At 71.3% G+C, this 13870-nt stretch carries 13 protein-coding genes; 3 read left to right on the forward strand and 10 right to left on the reverse strand.

Annotated features, from left to right (window positions below; translation table 11 throughout):
- The first annotated feature begins 176 nt into the window (after positions 1-176).
- The 3 genes from ONA70_RS05695 to ONA70_RS05705 all read left to right on the forward strand — a co-directional run bounded on the left by ONA70_RS05695 (position 177) and on the right by ONA70_RS05705 (position 2958).
- On the forward strand, positions 177-1331 hold the full coding sequence (locus ONA70_RS05695; RefSeq protein WP_265005270.1) for an ROK family transcriptional regulator: 1155 nt from the start codon (positions 177-179) through the stop codon (positions 1329-1331).
- A 275-nt stretch (positions 1332-1606) separates the two neighbouring features.
- Positions 1607-1771, forward strand: a complete 165-nt coding sequence (locus ONA70_RS05700; RefSeq protein WP_265005271.1) for a hypothetical protein — start codon at positions 1607-1609, stop codon at positions 1769-1771.
- Between the two features lie 89 nt (positions 1772-1860).
- Positions 1861-2958: a helix-turn-helix domain-containing protein gene (locus tag ONA70_RS05705; protein WP_265005272.1), complete on the forward strand. Its 1098-nt coding sequence runs from the start codon at positions 1861-1863 to the stop codon at positions 2956-2958.
- A gap of 227 nt (positions 2959-3185) precedes the next feature.
- Here the strand turns inward: ONA70_RS05705 and ONA70_RS05710 are convergent, their stop codons facing one another.
- The 10 genes from ONA70_RS05710 to ONA70_RS05755 all read right to left on the reverse strand — a co-directional run.
- Positions 3186-4391, reverse strand: a complete 1206-nt coding sequence (locus ONA70_RS05710) for a CaiB/BaiF CoA transferase family protein (RefSeq protein WP_265005273.1) — start codon at positions 4389-4391, stop codon at positions 3186-3188.
- A gap of 2 nt (positions 4392-4393) precedes the next feature.
- Positions 4394-5863, reverse strand: coding sequence for a dihydroorotase (locus ONA70_RS05715; RefSeq protein WP_265005274.1), 1470 nt, complete (start codon positions 5861-5863; stop codon positions 4394-4396).
- Complete coding sequence (locus ONA70_RS05720; RefSeq protein ID WP_265005275.1) at positions 5860-7230, reverse strand: FAD-dependent oxidoreductase; 1371 nt, start codon at positions 7228-7230, stop codon at positions 5860-5862. Before ONA70_RS05720 ends, ONA70_RS05715 begins: the two co-directional genes overlap by 4 nt.
- Positions 7227-7868, reverse strand: coding sequence for an aspartate/glutamate racemase family protein (locus ONA70_RS05725; protein ID WP_265005276.1), 642 nt, complete (start codon positions 7866-7868; stop codon positions 7227-7229). Before ONA70_RS05725 ends, ONA70_RS05720 begins: the two co-directional genes overlap by 4 nt.
- A 10-nt stretch (positions 7869-7878) precedes the next feature.
- On the reverse strand, positions 7879-9210 hold the full coding sequence (locus ONA70_RS05730) for an MmgE/PrpD family protein (protein ID WP_265005277.1): 1332 nt from the start codon (positions 9208-9210) through the stop codon (positions 7879-7881).
- A gap of 4 nt (positions 9211-9214) precedes the next feature.
- Positions 9215-9916 (reverse strand): ABC transporter ATP-binding protein, encoded by a 702-nt coding sequence (locus tag ONA70_RS05735; RefSeq protein WP_265005278.1) that lies wholly within the window; start codon positions 9914-9916, stop codon positions 9215-9217.
- Positions 9903-10634: an ABC transporter ATP-binding protein gene (locus tag ONA70_RS05740; protein ID WP_265005279.1), complete on the reverse strand. Its 732-nt coding sequence runs from the start codon at positions 10632-10634 to the stop codon at positions 9903-9905. The genes ONA70_RS05735 and ONA70_RS05740 overlap by 14 nt, the downstream gene beginning before the upstream one ends.
- Positions 10631-11680 (reverse strand): branched-chain amino acid ABC transporter permease, encoded by a 1050-nt coding sequence (locus ONA70_RS05745; protein WP_265005280.1) that lies wholly within the window; start codon positions 11678-11680, stop codon positions 10631-10633. The genes ONA70_RS05740 and ONA70_RS05745 overlap by 4 nt, the downstream gene beginning before the upstream one ends.
- Positions 11677-12708: a branched-chain amino acid ABC transporter permease gene (locus ONA70_RS05750; protein WP_265005281.1), complete on the reverse strand. Its 1032-nt coding sequence runs from the start codon at positions 12706-12708 to the stop codon at positions 11677-11679. Before ONA70_RS05750 ends, ONA70_RS05745 begins: the two co-directional genes overlap by 4 nt.
- On the reverse strand, positions 12705-13870 hold a 1166-nt coding region (locus tag ONA70_RS05755), incomplete at its 5' end, for an ABC transporter substrate-binding protein (protein ID WP_265005282.1). The genes ONA70_RS05755 and ONA70_RS05750, both read right to left, overlap by 4 nt.

Here is a 13870-nt window from a genome sequence, read left to right on the forward strand (position 1 = left end):
CGGCTCCGCCGAGCGCCAGAAACCCTCGCCGGTCCATGCCCCGCTCCTCTCGCCGCGTCGACTTGATACTTAAAGAAGTTCCTTTAATATCTGAGTGACGGCAGTGAACATGACCGGCCCGGAGGGTGTCAAGAGCCCGGATCAGACGACACCGGCCGGAAGGACGGAGCAGACTTGTGCGACCGAAGGCAGGCGATCCCTCACTGCTGCGGCGACTCAACAGCGCCGCAGTGCTGCACACGCTCTACACCGGTGGGCCGCTGACGCTTACCGAACTGGCCAGGTCCACCGGGCTCTCGCGACCCACGTGCGAGGAGGCCGCCAACGAGCTGGTCGGGCAGGGCTGGGTCACCGACTTCATCCCGGAGCCGCGTGACCCCCGACCGCCCGGCCGACCGGCCCGGCGTCTCACCTTCCGCGCCGACGCAGGGCGCGTCCTCGGCATCGACATCGGCGCGCACAAGATCCTGGCCCTCGTCGCCGACCTGCACGGCACCATCCTGGCCCGCCACCGCGCCACGGTCGACCCGGACATGCCCGCCCCCCGCCGACTACGCAAGGTCAACGACATCCTCACGGCCTGCGTCCCCGCGCTCGATGGCGCGGCATTGTTGGCCACCGTCGCCGCCTCCCCCGGCGTCATCTCCGGCGACGGGCACGTCCTCGCTTCCGTCCTACCCGACTGGACCGGCCTCGACCTCCGCGCGCAGATCGAGCACCAGGTGACCACCGCCACCGGCGGCACCCTCAGCGGGCCCGTCGCGGTCGAAAACGACATGAAATTGGCGGCTCTCGCCGAGCACTGGTGCGGCGCCGCCACCGACGCACGCGACGTCATCTACGTCCACGCCGGTCATCGCATCGGCGCCGGAATACTCATCGACGGCAAGCCACACCGCGGCCACCACGGAGCGTCGGGCGAAATCGGCACCCTGAAGCTCCTCGACTGGGAGAATTCCTACCACCGCCTGCTGTCCCACCAGTCCACGGTTATGACAGAAGTCGAAGACGGCATTCATGCCGTCTTCGACGCGGTACGCGACGGCGATTCCGCCGCCGCCAAACGTGTCGACCGGTTCGCCCTCGACCTCGCCCAAGGCGTCGCCGCGATGGCCCTCACGGTCGACCCTGACCTCGTCGTGGTCGGCGGCGGAATCTCGCAGGCCGGGCCGCTGATCGTTGACCCCGTCCGCCGCTACCTCGATGAACTGTGCCTGTTCAGCCCTCAAGTACGGGCATCGTCGCTCGGCAGCGAGGCCGTCGCCCTCGGCGCCGTCCGTTCTGCCCTCCACCACGTCGAGCAACGCCTCTTCCAAACCGATGCGGCCTAACCGCTCGGTCGATGCTGCGATTCGGCCCGAAGGACAGGGACACGGGGCATGTCATGCGCGTCACGGCGGTGAGCGGCGAATCAGATCAGGCCGAGCGCGAGCTCGTCTCCGCCACCCGGTGGAAGCCGTCGATGTTGGCACCGGACACGTAGCTGCCGGGCATGCCGTACTCGTCGGCGGTGGCGTAGCAGCCTGCGGGGTTGCAAATGCGGTCACCGGGGGTTGACCTGGCCGGACGTGGTTCCTAACAGGGATGCCTGGCACCATCGTTGCTCGTGTCGCTGCGTCTGATCCACCTCGTGTGCTGCCGGATTGCCGGTTGGCAGTTCTTGCTGGCCGGTTGCAACGCAGCGAAGAACGTGGAACTTCTGGTCCTGCGCTACGAGAAGGAGGCCTGCGCCGACAAACCCTGCCCTTGCCGAAAACGTCATCCGCCCTGATGGGGAGCCGGGGTACCGGTTGGTCGGCGCCGGTTACCGGTGCTGGCGCTGCGCGCAGCCGGGTGATCGCTGCGGCATGATGGGCAGCCGTGCTGCTCCGACTGGCGTACTTGAGCGTGACGAACGGGTTCGCGATGCTGCGCCTGCTGCCGATGAGCAATCGGGACAAGGATGTGGAGATCCTTGCCCTGCGCCATCAGATCACGCTGCTGCAGCGCCAGCTGGGCCAGGAGAAGGTGCGGTTCGACGCGACTGATCGGGCGTTCCTGGCGGCGCTGCTGCACTGGCTGCCGCGCGACCTGCTACGCCGAGTGCGGCTGCTGGTGCGCCCAGACACGGTGCTGCGCTGGCATCGCGATCTGCTGGCCCGCCGGCACGCAGCTGCCTCGCGGCCCAAGCGTCCGGGCCGGCCGCGCACGGTTCGTTCCATCCGTGCCCTGGTGCTTCGCCTGGCTCGGGAGAATCCCAGCTGGGGCTACCGGCGTCTGCACGGCGAACTGCTGGTGCTGGGGGTGAAGGTAGCCGCGTCGACCGTGTGGGAGATCTTGCAGGAGGCCGGGATCGACCCGGCGCCCGAGCGGGCGGCCAGTACCTGGGCCGACTTCCTGCGCTCCCAAGCCAACGCCCTGCTGGCCTGCGACTTCCTGGAAACGGTCACCCTCACCGGGACACGGATGTACGTGTTCGCGGTGATCGAGCACACCAGCCGCCGGATCCGGATCCTGGGCGCCACCGCGCGCCCGACCGCCTCCTGGATGGTGCAAGCCGCGAAGAACCTCGTCATCGACCTCGAGGACACCGGCTGCCGAGCCCGATTCATGATCCGCGACCGGGACGGCAAGTTCCCCGAGATGTTCGACGCCATCCTCGCCGACGCGGGCATCGACGTCGTACTCAGCGGCATCCAGATGCCGAGAATGAACTCAATCATGGAACGGTGGGTCCAGGCCTGCCGCCGCGAACTACTGGACCGCACCTTGATCTGGAACCAGCGGCACCTGCTCCACGCCCTGCACGAGTTCGAACAGTTCTACAACGGACACCGCCCCCACCAGGGCATCGCGAACGCACGCCCGTTGTACCCATTGCCCGCGCCGATCGCCGCTCCGGACAAGCTGGCCCACCTTGACATACGAAGACGCGATCGCCTCGGCGGCATCCTCCACGAGTACCAGCATGCCGCCTGACCTGTGCGGATGGGTTTTTCGGCAAGGACACCTGTGCGACGCCGGGTGACACGGCGACGGTCAGACCGGCGGCGAGGACCAAGCCGGTGAGGAGACGGAACCTGCGGAGCACGATGGCCTCCAGTGTTTCGCTGAGCGGAACGTCGCGTCACCACCACGATCTGGGGTTTGACGCTAGACGGTCAACGCCGTGTCAATATCCATGACATCGTTCCGCTCAGCGGAACCTAGCCCACCACGCCGCGCTCCCGCAGGGCCGCCAGCTCCTCCGCCGACAGGCCCAGCTCGTCGCCGAGAACCTTCTCAGTGTCGGCACCCAGCGCCCGCCCGGTGAACCGAATCCGGCCCGGCGTACGGCTCATCCGCCATAACAGGTTCTGCATCCGCATCGGACCCAGGTTCGGGTCGTCCACCGTGGCCACCAGCTCCAGCGCCCGCACCTGGGGGTCGTCGAGCAGCTCGCTCGGCTTGTACACCGGGCCCACCGCAGCGCCCGCCTCCTCGAACGCGCGCAGCACCTCGTCCCGCGTCCGCGCCCCGATCCACTCCCCCACGTAGCCGTCCAGCAGGTCGGCGTGCTGCGCCCGCTGACGGCCGGTGGCAAACCACGGCTCGTCGATCACTTCGGGGTGGCCGACCAGGGTCAGCACCCGTCGGGCGATGCTGTCGGCGCTGGTGGAGATCGCCACCCAATGCCCGTCAACGGTCCGGTAGGTGTTGCGCGGCGCGTTGTTGGCCGACCGGTTGCCGGTGCGCCGCTGGTCCACGCCGAGCTGGTCGGCGTAGATCACGCCCGGCCCGACCGCGGTCATGATCGGGCTGAGAAGGTCGAGGTCGATCTCCTGGCCCTGGCCGTCCTTCTCCCGCTGGAACAGCGCCATCGAGACCGCCGCCGCGCCCGCCATGCCGGCGATGGAGTCGGCTAGGCCGAACGCCGGCAGCGTCGGTGGGCCGTCCGGCTCGCCGGTCAGGTGAGCGAAGCCGCTCATCGATTCGACCAGCGTGCCGAACGCCGGCCGCGACGCGTACGGGCCGGACTGGCCGAAGCCGGTGACCCGCAACAGGATCAGCCCCGAGTTGTCGGCGGAGAGCACGTCGTAGCCGAGCCCCCAGCGCTCGAGCGTGCCGGGCCGGAAGTTCTCGATCACGACGTCGGCGGTGGCGGCGAGCTTGCGGAAGATCTCCGCTCCGGCCGGGTCACCGAGATAGAGCCCGACCGTCCGCTTGTTGCGGGCCACCATCTTCCACCACAGCGGCTGGTCGTCCTTGGCCAGCCCGTGCCCGCGCATGCCGTCGCCGCGGCCCGGGTGCTCGATCTTGATGACCTCGGCGCCGAAGTCGCCGAGGATCTGTGCCACCAGCGGGCCGGCCAGGATGGTCGACACGTCGAGCACCCGCAGGCCGGCCAGCGGTCCGTCGTCCACGGTGGGCATGCTCACCCCTGGTACGGACGGTGTACGTAGCGGCCGCTCGGGGCGCCGACGATGTTGCCGGCGTCGAGCACGCGCTGCCCGCGGACCCAGGTGTCGGTGACCCTCGCGCCCAGCTCGAAGCCCTCGAACGGGGTGTATTCCTGGGTCGACTCGGAGTCGGCCGCGTGCACGGTCCAGCTGGCGTTCTCCACCAGGCACAGGTCGGCGTCAAAGCCGACACCGATGGCGCCCTTGCCGGGCAGGCCGTAGCGGCGCGCCGGGTTCCAGGCGAGCAGCTGCGCGATCCGCTGGTGCGACAGGCCGCGCTTGCGCCCCTCGGAGACCAGGCCGGGCACCAGGTATTCGGCGCCGCCGAAGCCCGACTTCGCGGCGAAGACGTCGTCGCGCGGGTCGCCGAACTTCATCTCGTCCTTGCAGCACGCGTGGTCGCTGACCACCCAGTCGACGCTGCCGTCGAGCACGTACTCCCAGAGCGCCTCCACGTCTTCCTGGGGTCGCAGCGGCGGGTTCACCTTGCCGCCCAAGCCGTGCGCGGTGTCCACGCTGGCCAGCAGGTGGCCGATGGTGACCTCACGACGGAAGTCGACGTGCGGGAACGTCTTGGCCATCAGCATCGCGGCCCGCAGGGCCTTGCGCGACGAAAGGTGCAGCAGATTGATGTTGGGCAGCCCGGTCTCGTCGGCCAGGAACGCCGCGATCGTCACCGCGAGCCCTTCCGAGTGCGGCGGCCGCGATGCGCTGTAGGCGGCCAGGCCGGACAGCGAGGCATCCTGCTCGACCAGCTTCGTGTAGGCGGTCATGATCTCGGCGGTCTCGCAGTGCAGCGACAGCGATACGTGCGGCGCCGCCTCGGTCAGCTTCTCCCGCGCCGCCTGCACGCCGCGCATCACGAACTCGAAGTGGGCGAGGTCGTAGCGCTCGTCCGGCGGGATCATCAGGAACGAGCTTTGGGCGGTGGACCGCCCGTGCAGCCCGTGGCTGCCGTAGAACATGAAGATCTTGAAGGAGGTGACGCCGAAGTTCTCGACGATCGCCGGGATCTCGTCGATGTGCTCCTTCATCATCGGCGCGAGGTGGAAGCCGTAGTCGACGAACGAGCGCCCTTCCGAGGCCGACAGCACGTGCGGGAAGAAGTCGGCGTACGAGCCGCCCCGGTTGAGGTAGTACTGCCCGGTGCGCATGTAGGTCAGGCCGGTGGTCACACCGCCCTGCGCGCTGGCGCGGCTCTCGGTGGTGGTGTCCTCGGCCAGCGGGTTGTAGATGCCCCAGTGCTGGTGCGCATCGACCGCGCCCGGGTACGCGAACCGGCCGCGACCGTCCACGACGGTCTGCGCCTCGTCGGCCGGAATGTCCGCCTCCAGCCGCACCACCTTGCCGCCGGCGATGCCGATGTCGAGCCGGTCGCCGTCGGGCGAGCCGGCGTCGGGCCGTACCACGGTGACGTTCTTGATCAGGGTTTCCAGCGGTTTCATGCGTTTCCTTCCGTGGTTCCGGCGACGTGGTTCGCCGCGAGGTAGGCGAGGCCGAGGGCGGGCAGCAGGCCGTTGCCGGCGAGGTAACCGGCCGCGCCGTGACCGGAGATGCCCGCTGCGGCGCCGCCCGAGGCGTAGAGCCCGGGGATCGGCACGCCGCCCGGGCGCAGCACCCGGGCGTGCTCGTCGACCACCAGGCCGCCCTGGGTATGGAAGAGCGCCGGCACCACCCGAGCGGTGAGGTACGGCGGTTCCAGTGGTGCTTCGAAGAAGGTGCGGCCGAACCGGTCGGCGCGCTCGCCGCGCGCCACGGCGGCCGTCTCGGCGAGTTCCGCGGCCACGGCCTCGGCCGGCAGCCTGGTGACCGACGCCAGGGCGGCGGCGTCGGCCGCGTCCAGCAGCGCGCCCGACTCCACGCTCTGCCGGAAGTCGGTGAACGGCAGGCAGGCGTCGTGGATCCGGCGGTCCAGCACCAGCCAACCGAACGCGTCCGGGCGGGCCGCGAGCACGGCGGCGTACTCGGAGTAGCCGGTGGTCTCGTCGCCGAACCGCCGGCCGGTGGTGTCCAGCAGGAAGGCGCCATGCATCACGGTCGCCCAGCCGACCAGCGTCGCGGAGCGGGCCGAGAGGGCGGCATGCCCCTGGTATGCGTCGAGGAAGGCGCTCTCCGCGCCGAGCGCCCTGCCGATCCGCAGCGCGTCGCCGCGGGACGTTTCGCTGCCGTGGTAGACCGCCTTGGCGATTTCCGGCAGGTGCTCGGCGACCAGCGCCCGGTCGGCGCCGTAGCCGTTGGTGGCCAGCAGCACCGCCCGGGTCGGTATCTCCTCGCGCGTGCCGTCCGGCCGCTCGACCACCGCGGCCCGCACCCCGCCAGCGTCGACCAGCACGTCGACCAGGCGGGCCGGCACCAGCAGGTCGATGCCGGCCTTGGCCACCTGCTCGACCAGGTGGTCGAGCAGCACGGTGCCGTGCCGGCCCTCGACGGTGTGGCAGCGGTCGGCCGAGTGGCCCGGGTAGTGGAAGTCGGTGACCAGTGACAGCTCCAGCCCGACGCCGTCGGCCAGCCACTCGACGAGCTCGGCGCTCACCGCGCCGAGCGCGCGGGCGAGCCGCTGGTCGCCCTGCCCCTTGGTCTTGCGCGCGACGTCGGCCGCGAACAGCTCGGCCGAGTCGTCGATGCCGGCGGCCCGCTGCCACCGTGAGCCGGCGCCCGGGATCATCGCGGTCGACATCGAGGTGTTGTTGCCCCGGCGGAAGTGCTTGCTGGCCTCGACCACCAGCACGTCGAGGCCGAGCTGCGCGGCGCGCAGGGCGGCCACCAGGCCGCCTCCGGCGCCGGCGATCACGAGGTCGGGTCCGGTCGTCACGCGCCCACCTCCCCCGCGCCGATCAGCCGCAGTGCCAGCGCGGTCGGGTCCACCACGCGGGCCGGCAGGCTGACTCCGGAAGGCAGGTCGACCGCCGAGCAGCCGTTGATCACCGAACGTGCGCCGCCCGCGGCCAGCGTGCCGACGGCGGCGCCGAGTGTGCCGGCCCAGCGGGAGCTGTCGGCGATCGCGTGCACGTCGAGGTCGAGCATCTCGACGCCGAGCAGGTCGGCCGACCAGCCGTAGACCCCGGCCCGGGCCACGATCTCGTCGGCGATCGCCTTGTTGCGGGCCACCGCCGCGGACTTGCGCCCGGTCAGCACTGCCCAGCCGAGGCTGAGCCGGAGCAGCCCGAAGACCGGCACCGGCAGGGTGCCGGCGAGGTCCGCGACGCCGGGGTCGAGGACGCAGTCCGGCAGCAGCGCGTCGAAGCCGGCCGGCGCGCCGCGCAGCGCCGCGGCGACCAGCGCCTCGCTCTCCCGCACCTGCGCGTCGGTGTCCAGGGCGCGCGGCGCGTCCGGTCCGATGTCGTGCAGCACGACCTCGACGCCCGGCGGCGACAGCGCGGCGTAGCGCGCCTGCCGGCGGGCCAGTTCCTCGGCGTCGACGTGGATCGGGGTCACGGCGTAGATCCGCACGGTCTTTCTCCTAGATCTCGGCGAGGCGGCGCAGGTCGGGCCCGACGTCGGCGCTGGCGGCCAGGCCGGCGGCGACCTCGTGCACGGTCCGGACGGTGTCGGCGTCGAGCAGGCGGCCGAGCAGCGCGAGCACGTCGCCCTCGGCCATCGGGTGGTGGGCCGCGTCGCCGACTGGGTTGGGCACCTCGACCGCCCCGGGCGGCGCGCTGGCGGTGCGGATGGTGACCCGGGCCGCACGCTCGTCGGGCAGCCGGGCGTCGAGGTCCGGAGCCACCCGCAGCACCACCTTGGCGGCCAGCGCGCGCACCCGCGGGTCGTCGCGCTGGTCGTCGGCGGAGACGGCGGGGTCGACGGTGCCGTGCACCAGCGCGGCGGCCACCACGAACGGCGTCGAGAACAGCGCGGCCAGCCGGCTGTCCCAGCTCGTCCGGCCCAACCCGCCGGCCAGCGAGTGGGTCTCGACCAGGACCTCCTCGACGGCGTCGAGCGCAAGCCCGTCGGCCCGCATCAGCAGGGCGGCGTCGGCGGCTGGATGGGTGAAGGAGCAGGACGCGTGCCGCTTGAAGTAGCCCAGCTCCACGTCCCAGCGCGCGCCGAGCCCGTCGGTGAGCGGCGCCGGGTCGAACCGGCCGAGCACGTCGCCGAGGGACACCGCGGGCGTACCGGTGTTGCGGGCGACGCCGGCCGCGGCCATCCGCGCCGCCGCCAGACCGGACACATTCGATGCTCCCAGCCAGGCGTCGCGGACCGGGTTGCCGTCCAGCGCGCTGGCGAAGTGTCCGGCCACCGGCAGGCCGGCGCCCGCGTCGATCGCCGCGGCGACGCCCTCGCCCGACAGGCCGAGCAGCCGCGCGCAGCCGGCCGCCGCGCCCGCGACGCCCCAGCTGCCGTGCGGATGCATGCCGGCCCGCAGGGTGGTGGCCCGGCCGAACCGCGCCGCAACCTCGTAGGCCGCAAGCAGCGCCGCCATCGTCTCCGGACCGGAAGCGCCGAGGTCGGCGGCGAGCGCCAGCACCGCAGGCAGCCCGTGCGCCGCCGGATGGCCCTTGGCGTATTTGTGCCCCTCGTCCAGCTCGAGCCGCGCCATCGCCGTCGCGTTGAGCCAGGCGGCCGCCTCGACCGTGGTGGTCCCGCCGCCGCCGACCAGCGGCGCGGGCCCGGCCGCGGGGCGCCATGCGGCGGCCAGCGCCCGCTGCTCGGGCTGCCGGGCGCCGACCACGGTCACGCCGAGCGAGTCGAGCAGCACCAGCCCGAGCCGGTCGCGGGCGGCGCCCGGCACGTCGGCCCAGCGCAGCCCGGCGACCCAGGCACCGAGCCGCGCCACGGATTCGGTAGTGGACATCGTGCTACAGCCCCAGGTATGCGGTCCGGACCCGATCGTCGCGGGCCAGCTCGGGTCCCGGGCCGTCGAGGACCAGGCTCCCGCTCTCCAGCACGTACGCCCGGTCGGCCAGGTTGAGTGCGTGCGCGGCGTTCTGCTCGACGAGCAGCACCGAGACGCCCCGGTCGCGGATCGCCTTGACCGCGTCGAGCACGGTCCAGGTCAGCTTCGGCGACAGGCCGGTGGACGGCTCGTCGAGCAGCAGCAGCCGCGGGCTGGCCATCAGCGCCCTGCCGATCGCGAGCATCTGCTGCTGCCCGCCGCTGAGCGTTTCGGCGGCCTGGGCACGCCGCTCCGCGAGGATCGGGAACATCTCGAAGACCTCGCGCAGCGGCTCGTCGAGCGGTTTGCGGCCGCGGGTCCAGCCGCCCATCCGCAGGTTTTCCTCGACGCTGAGCGGGCCGAACAGCGCCCGCCCCTCCGGCACGTGCAGCAGGCCGCGGGCGACCAGCTCGCTCGGGCGTACGCCGTCGGCGCGTTTGCCGTCGAACGTGACCGTGCCCGCGGTCGGCTTGACCAGCCCGGAAATGGTCTTCAGTGTGGTGGTCTTGCCGGCACCGTTGGCGCCGACGATCGCCACGATCTCGCCCTCGTCGACCCGCAGGTCGAGCTCGTGCAAGATCTGCAGGCCGTGGTAGCCGGCGCTGAGCCCCTCAAGCTTGAGCATGCGGGTCCTCCCCGAGGTAGGCCTCGATGACCCGTGGATCGCGGGTCACCTCCTCCGGCGCGCCGGAGGTGAGCACCCGGCCCAGGTCGAGCACGAGCACCGAGTCCGACAGCCGCATGACGGCGGCCATGATGTGCTCGACGAAGACGAGCGTCACGCCGTCTTCGGTGCGCAGCCGTTCGAGCAGCTCCATCACCGGTGCCCGCTCCGCGGGCACCAGGCCGGCCAGCACCTCGTCGAGCAGTAGCACCTGGGGCTTGCTGGCCAGCGCCCGGGCCAGTTCCAGCCGCTTGAGCGCGGCGGTGGGCAGGCCCTCGGTCAGCGCGTCGCGCCACCGGCCGAGACCGACCCGCTCGATCAGCTCGGCGGCGGTGGTCCGGGCCGTCCGCTTGGCGGCGCCGCCGGCCAGCACCGCGACCGTGACGTTCTCCAGCACGGTCATCGAATAGAACGGCCGCATCAGCTGGAACGTCCGGGTCATGCCGGCGGCGGTCACCTTGTGCGGCGCGTGCCCGGTGATCTCCTTGCCGTTTAGGTGCACCTGGCCGGAGTCCGGCCGCAGCGCACCGGCGATCAGGTTGAACATCGTGGTCTTGCCGGCGCCGTTGGGCCCGATGACGCCGAGGATGCTGCCCTCGGTGACCTCGAAGCTCACGTCGTCGACCGCGCGCAGGCCCTTGAACGACTTGGAAATGCCGTCGACCCGAAGCAGTGTCATCGTCGGGACCACCTTTGGCGGATCGTTCCGTAGATGCCTTTCGGCAGGAGCAGCACGATGACGATCAGCAGTGCGCCGTAGACGATCACGTCGAGGCCGCTGCGGCCCTGCAGGAACTCCAGCGCGGGCGGCGGGTTGCGCAGCAGCGTCGCCGTCACGTCGTTGAGCGGGCCCATCACCACGGAGCCAATCACCGGGCCCCAGATGGTCGCCACGCCGCCGATCACTGCGGGCAGGATGGCCTGGATCGACACGCTCGACCCGAATGCCAGGTCGGGGTCGATGAACAGGAAGTACTGCACGTAGAAGGCGCCGGCGACCGCGGTGATGGCGGCGGAGAGCGCCATCGCCAGCAGCTTGTAGCGCATCACCGGGATGCCGATCGCGGCCGCCGCGTCCTCGTCGTCGCGGGCCGCCTTGGCGAACTGCCCGGCCCGCGAGCGGACGAACTGCACGCTGACCACGAGCGCGATCACGGTGAGCCCGAGCGCGACCCAGAAGTAGTTCGGCGAGGTCGGCTCGAACTGGATCCACCACCACGAGGTGTCGGGGCGCAGCGGGACGTGGTAGCCGACCGCGCGGTTGACGAAGTCGCTGTTGGTCGCCCAGAGGCGGAGCATCTCGGAGAACGCGAAGGTGGCCAGCGCGAAGTAGGCGCCGCGCAGCTTGTAGCGCAGCGCGAGGAAGCCGATCAGCGTGGCGAACGCCGCGGCGATCACCATGCCGGCGAGCATCCCGATCCACGGCGAGACCTGGTGCTCGACCAGGAGCCAGGCGCCGGTGTACGCGCCGATGCCGAAGTAGGCCGCGTGCCCGAAGCTGAACATGCCGCCGAAGCCGCTCATCATGTTCCAGCCGATGCTCATCAGGGCGAAGATGAGCACCCGCACCGCGACCGAGGCCTGCGCCGGCGGAAGGATCAGCGGCAGCGGCACCAGGAGTACGGCGAGCACCGCGATGGCCAGCAGGTGCCGGTTCCACGGCAACCGGGGCAGCGGCTTGCCGGCCGCTGTCTCCGGCGCCGATGCGGCGGTGGTGGTGGTCATGCCGACCTCCGGAAGAGTCCCTGCGGGCGCAGGAAGAGCACGAGCACGAAGACGATGAACACCGACAGCAGCGGCGACTGTCCGGGCAGGTAGATGCCGCCGAGCTGCTCGGCCAGCCCGATGATCAGACCGCCGGCCAGCGCGCCGACCACGTTGCCCATGCCGCCCAGCACGACCACCACGAAGGCCACGATGTTGAACAGCGAACCGGTGGTGGGCTCGATGGTGACCAGCGGCGCGACCAGCGTGCCGGCGGCGCCCGCGCAGGCGGTGCCGAGCGCGAAGGTCACCGCGTAGATCACCCGGGTGTCGATGCCGACCAGCTGTGCGCCGGTGTCGTTGGCGGCCACCGCGCGGATCGCCGTGCCGAGCCGGGTGCGCTGCAGCAGCAGGTAGAGCAGTCCGGCCAGGATCAGCGCGCCGACGAAGGCGAGGATCCGGGACAGGTTGGCCACCGCGTCGAAGATCGGCACGCCGCGGTCGCCGGGCAGCGCCACCGAGCGCGGGTTGGCGCCGAAGAACAGCAGCAGCGCGTTCTCGATGATCAGCGAGATGCCCAGGGTGATCAGCAGCTGGTTCTCCAGCGGCTTGCCCATCGCGCCGGCCAGGATGCCGCGCTGCACCAGCACGCCGAGCAGGAACATCGCCGGCACGCTGACCGCGAGCGCGAGGTAGGGGTGCAGCCCGGCCTGGGTCAGCCCGAACGTGAGGAACAGGGCCAGCGCCAGGAAGCTGCCGTGCGCGAAGTTGACGATGTCGAGGACGCCGAAGATCAGCGTGAGGCCCATCGCGATCAGCCCGTAGACGCCGCCGATCAGGATGCCGGTGGCCACCGCCTGGACGACGACCACCCCGCTGCCGGAGCGGACGTAGGCGAGCACGACCGCGAGCACGATCAGCGCGGCGATCACCGCGATCCGCAGCCACGGCACGGCGCGGGCGGTGGGCGCGCGTACCTCGTCGGGGTCCAGGGTCGCCACGCCGCCGGTGCCGGCGGCGACGTGGCCCTGGTCGGGTGACGAGGTCACTGGCTCTTGAAGGCGGGGTAGACGGGCTTCGCCTCCGCCTTGTCGGCCGGGAACACCTGCTTGACCACGCCGCCCTGGACCTGCATGAGGATGGGCGTGGCGTTCTCGTTCTCACCGGTCGGGCCGAACTTGATCGGGCCGTTGCCGGCGATCAGGGTCGGCACCGAGCCGCCGGCGATGGCGTCGCGCACCTTGGCCGGTTCGGCGCTGCCGGCCCGCTCCAGCGCGTCGGCGATCACCTTGACCGAGTCGTACGCGAGCACCGCGCCGGTGCGGATCTGGTCGTTGTAGCGCTCCTGGTAGAGCTTGGCCAGCGCCTGCATGTCGGGGTTGGTCATGTCGGCGTGGTAGTTGGCGTCGAAGAAGCCCTCGGCCGCGGCGCCCGCCTCCTTGGGGAACTGCGGCAGGTCGAACGCACCGTTGGCGACGCCGTAGACGGCCTTCAGGGCCGGCGGCTTGACGGTGTCGACGGCCTTGGCCGCCAGCACGCCGTCGCGGTAGTAGCCGGCCACCATCAGCACGTCGGCGCCGCTGGCCTTGACCTGGGTGACCTGGGTGGTCAGGTCGGAGACGTTGGCGGCGTCGTAGGCGATCGCCGGGCCGACCTTGATGCCGGCCTTCTCGGCCTCGGCCTTGAAGGCGTCCCGTATGGCGGTGCCGAACGGGCCCTGCTCGTGCAGCACCGCCACGGTCTTGACCGGCTGGTTGGCCGCCTTGGCCACCTGGTCGAGGAACTGCGCGCCGGCGGTGCCGAGCACGGTGGAGCTGGGCTGCACCCGGAACGTGAACTTGTAGCCCTGCGCGAGGATCGAGTCGGCGCTGGACACGTCGATCACCAGCGGCACCTTGTTGCGTTCGGCCATGGTGGACACGTTGGCGGTGACCGCGCTCTGGTAGGTGCCGACCAGGCCGACCACGCCGTCCTGGATGAGGCGCTGCGCCTCGCTCTGGCCGACCTCGGGCTTGCCCTGGGTGTCGGCGCTGACCAGTTCGAGCTTCTTGCCGCCCTGCGACTTGATGCCGCCTGCGTTGTTGATGGCCTCGACGGCCAGCTTGGCTCCGTTGTCCATCTGCTGCCCGTCGGCCGCGGACGAGCCGCTCAGCGGGTGCAGGGAACCGATCTTTATGGTGCCGCCGGACTGCGCGCCGCCGCCGTTGTTCG

Source organism: Micromonospora yasonensis, assembly GCF_026013475.1.
Classification (GTDB): Bacteria; Actinomycetota; Actinomycetes; order Mycobacteriales; family Micromonosporaceae; genus Micromonospora; species Micromonospora yasonensis.

Excerpts from the sequence above, each read along its gene's own strand:
- ONA70_RS05710 (WP_265005273.1), bottom strand. The coding sequence starts at position 4,391 with ATGCCCACCGTGGACGACGGACCGCTGGCCGGCCTGCGGGTGCTCGAC.
- ONA70_RS05730 (WP_265005277.1), bottom strand. The coding sequence starts at position 9,210 with ATGTCCACTACCGAATCCGTGGCGCGGCTCGGTGCCTGGGTCGCCGGG.
- ONA70_RS05740 (WP_265005279.1), bottom strand. The coding sequence starts at position 10,634 with ATGACACTGCTTCGGGTCGACGGCATTTCCAAGTCGTTCAAGGGCCTG.
- ONA70_RS05715 (WP_265005274.1), bottom strand. The coding sequence starts at position 5,863 with ATGAAACCGCTGGAAACCCTGATCAAGAACGTCACCGTGGTACGGCCC.
- ONA70_RS05745 (WP_265005280.1), bottom strand. The coding sequence starts at position 11,680 with ATGACCACCACCACCGCCGCATCGGCGCCGGAGACAGCGGCCGGCAAG.
- ONA70_RS05735 (WP_265005278.1), bottom strand. The coding sequence starts at position 9,916 with ATGCTCAAGCTTGAGGGGCTCAGCGCCGGCTACCACGGCCTGCAGATC.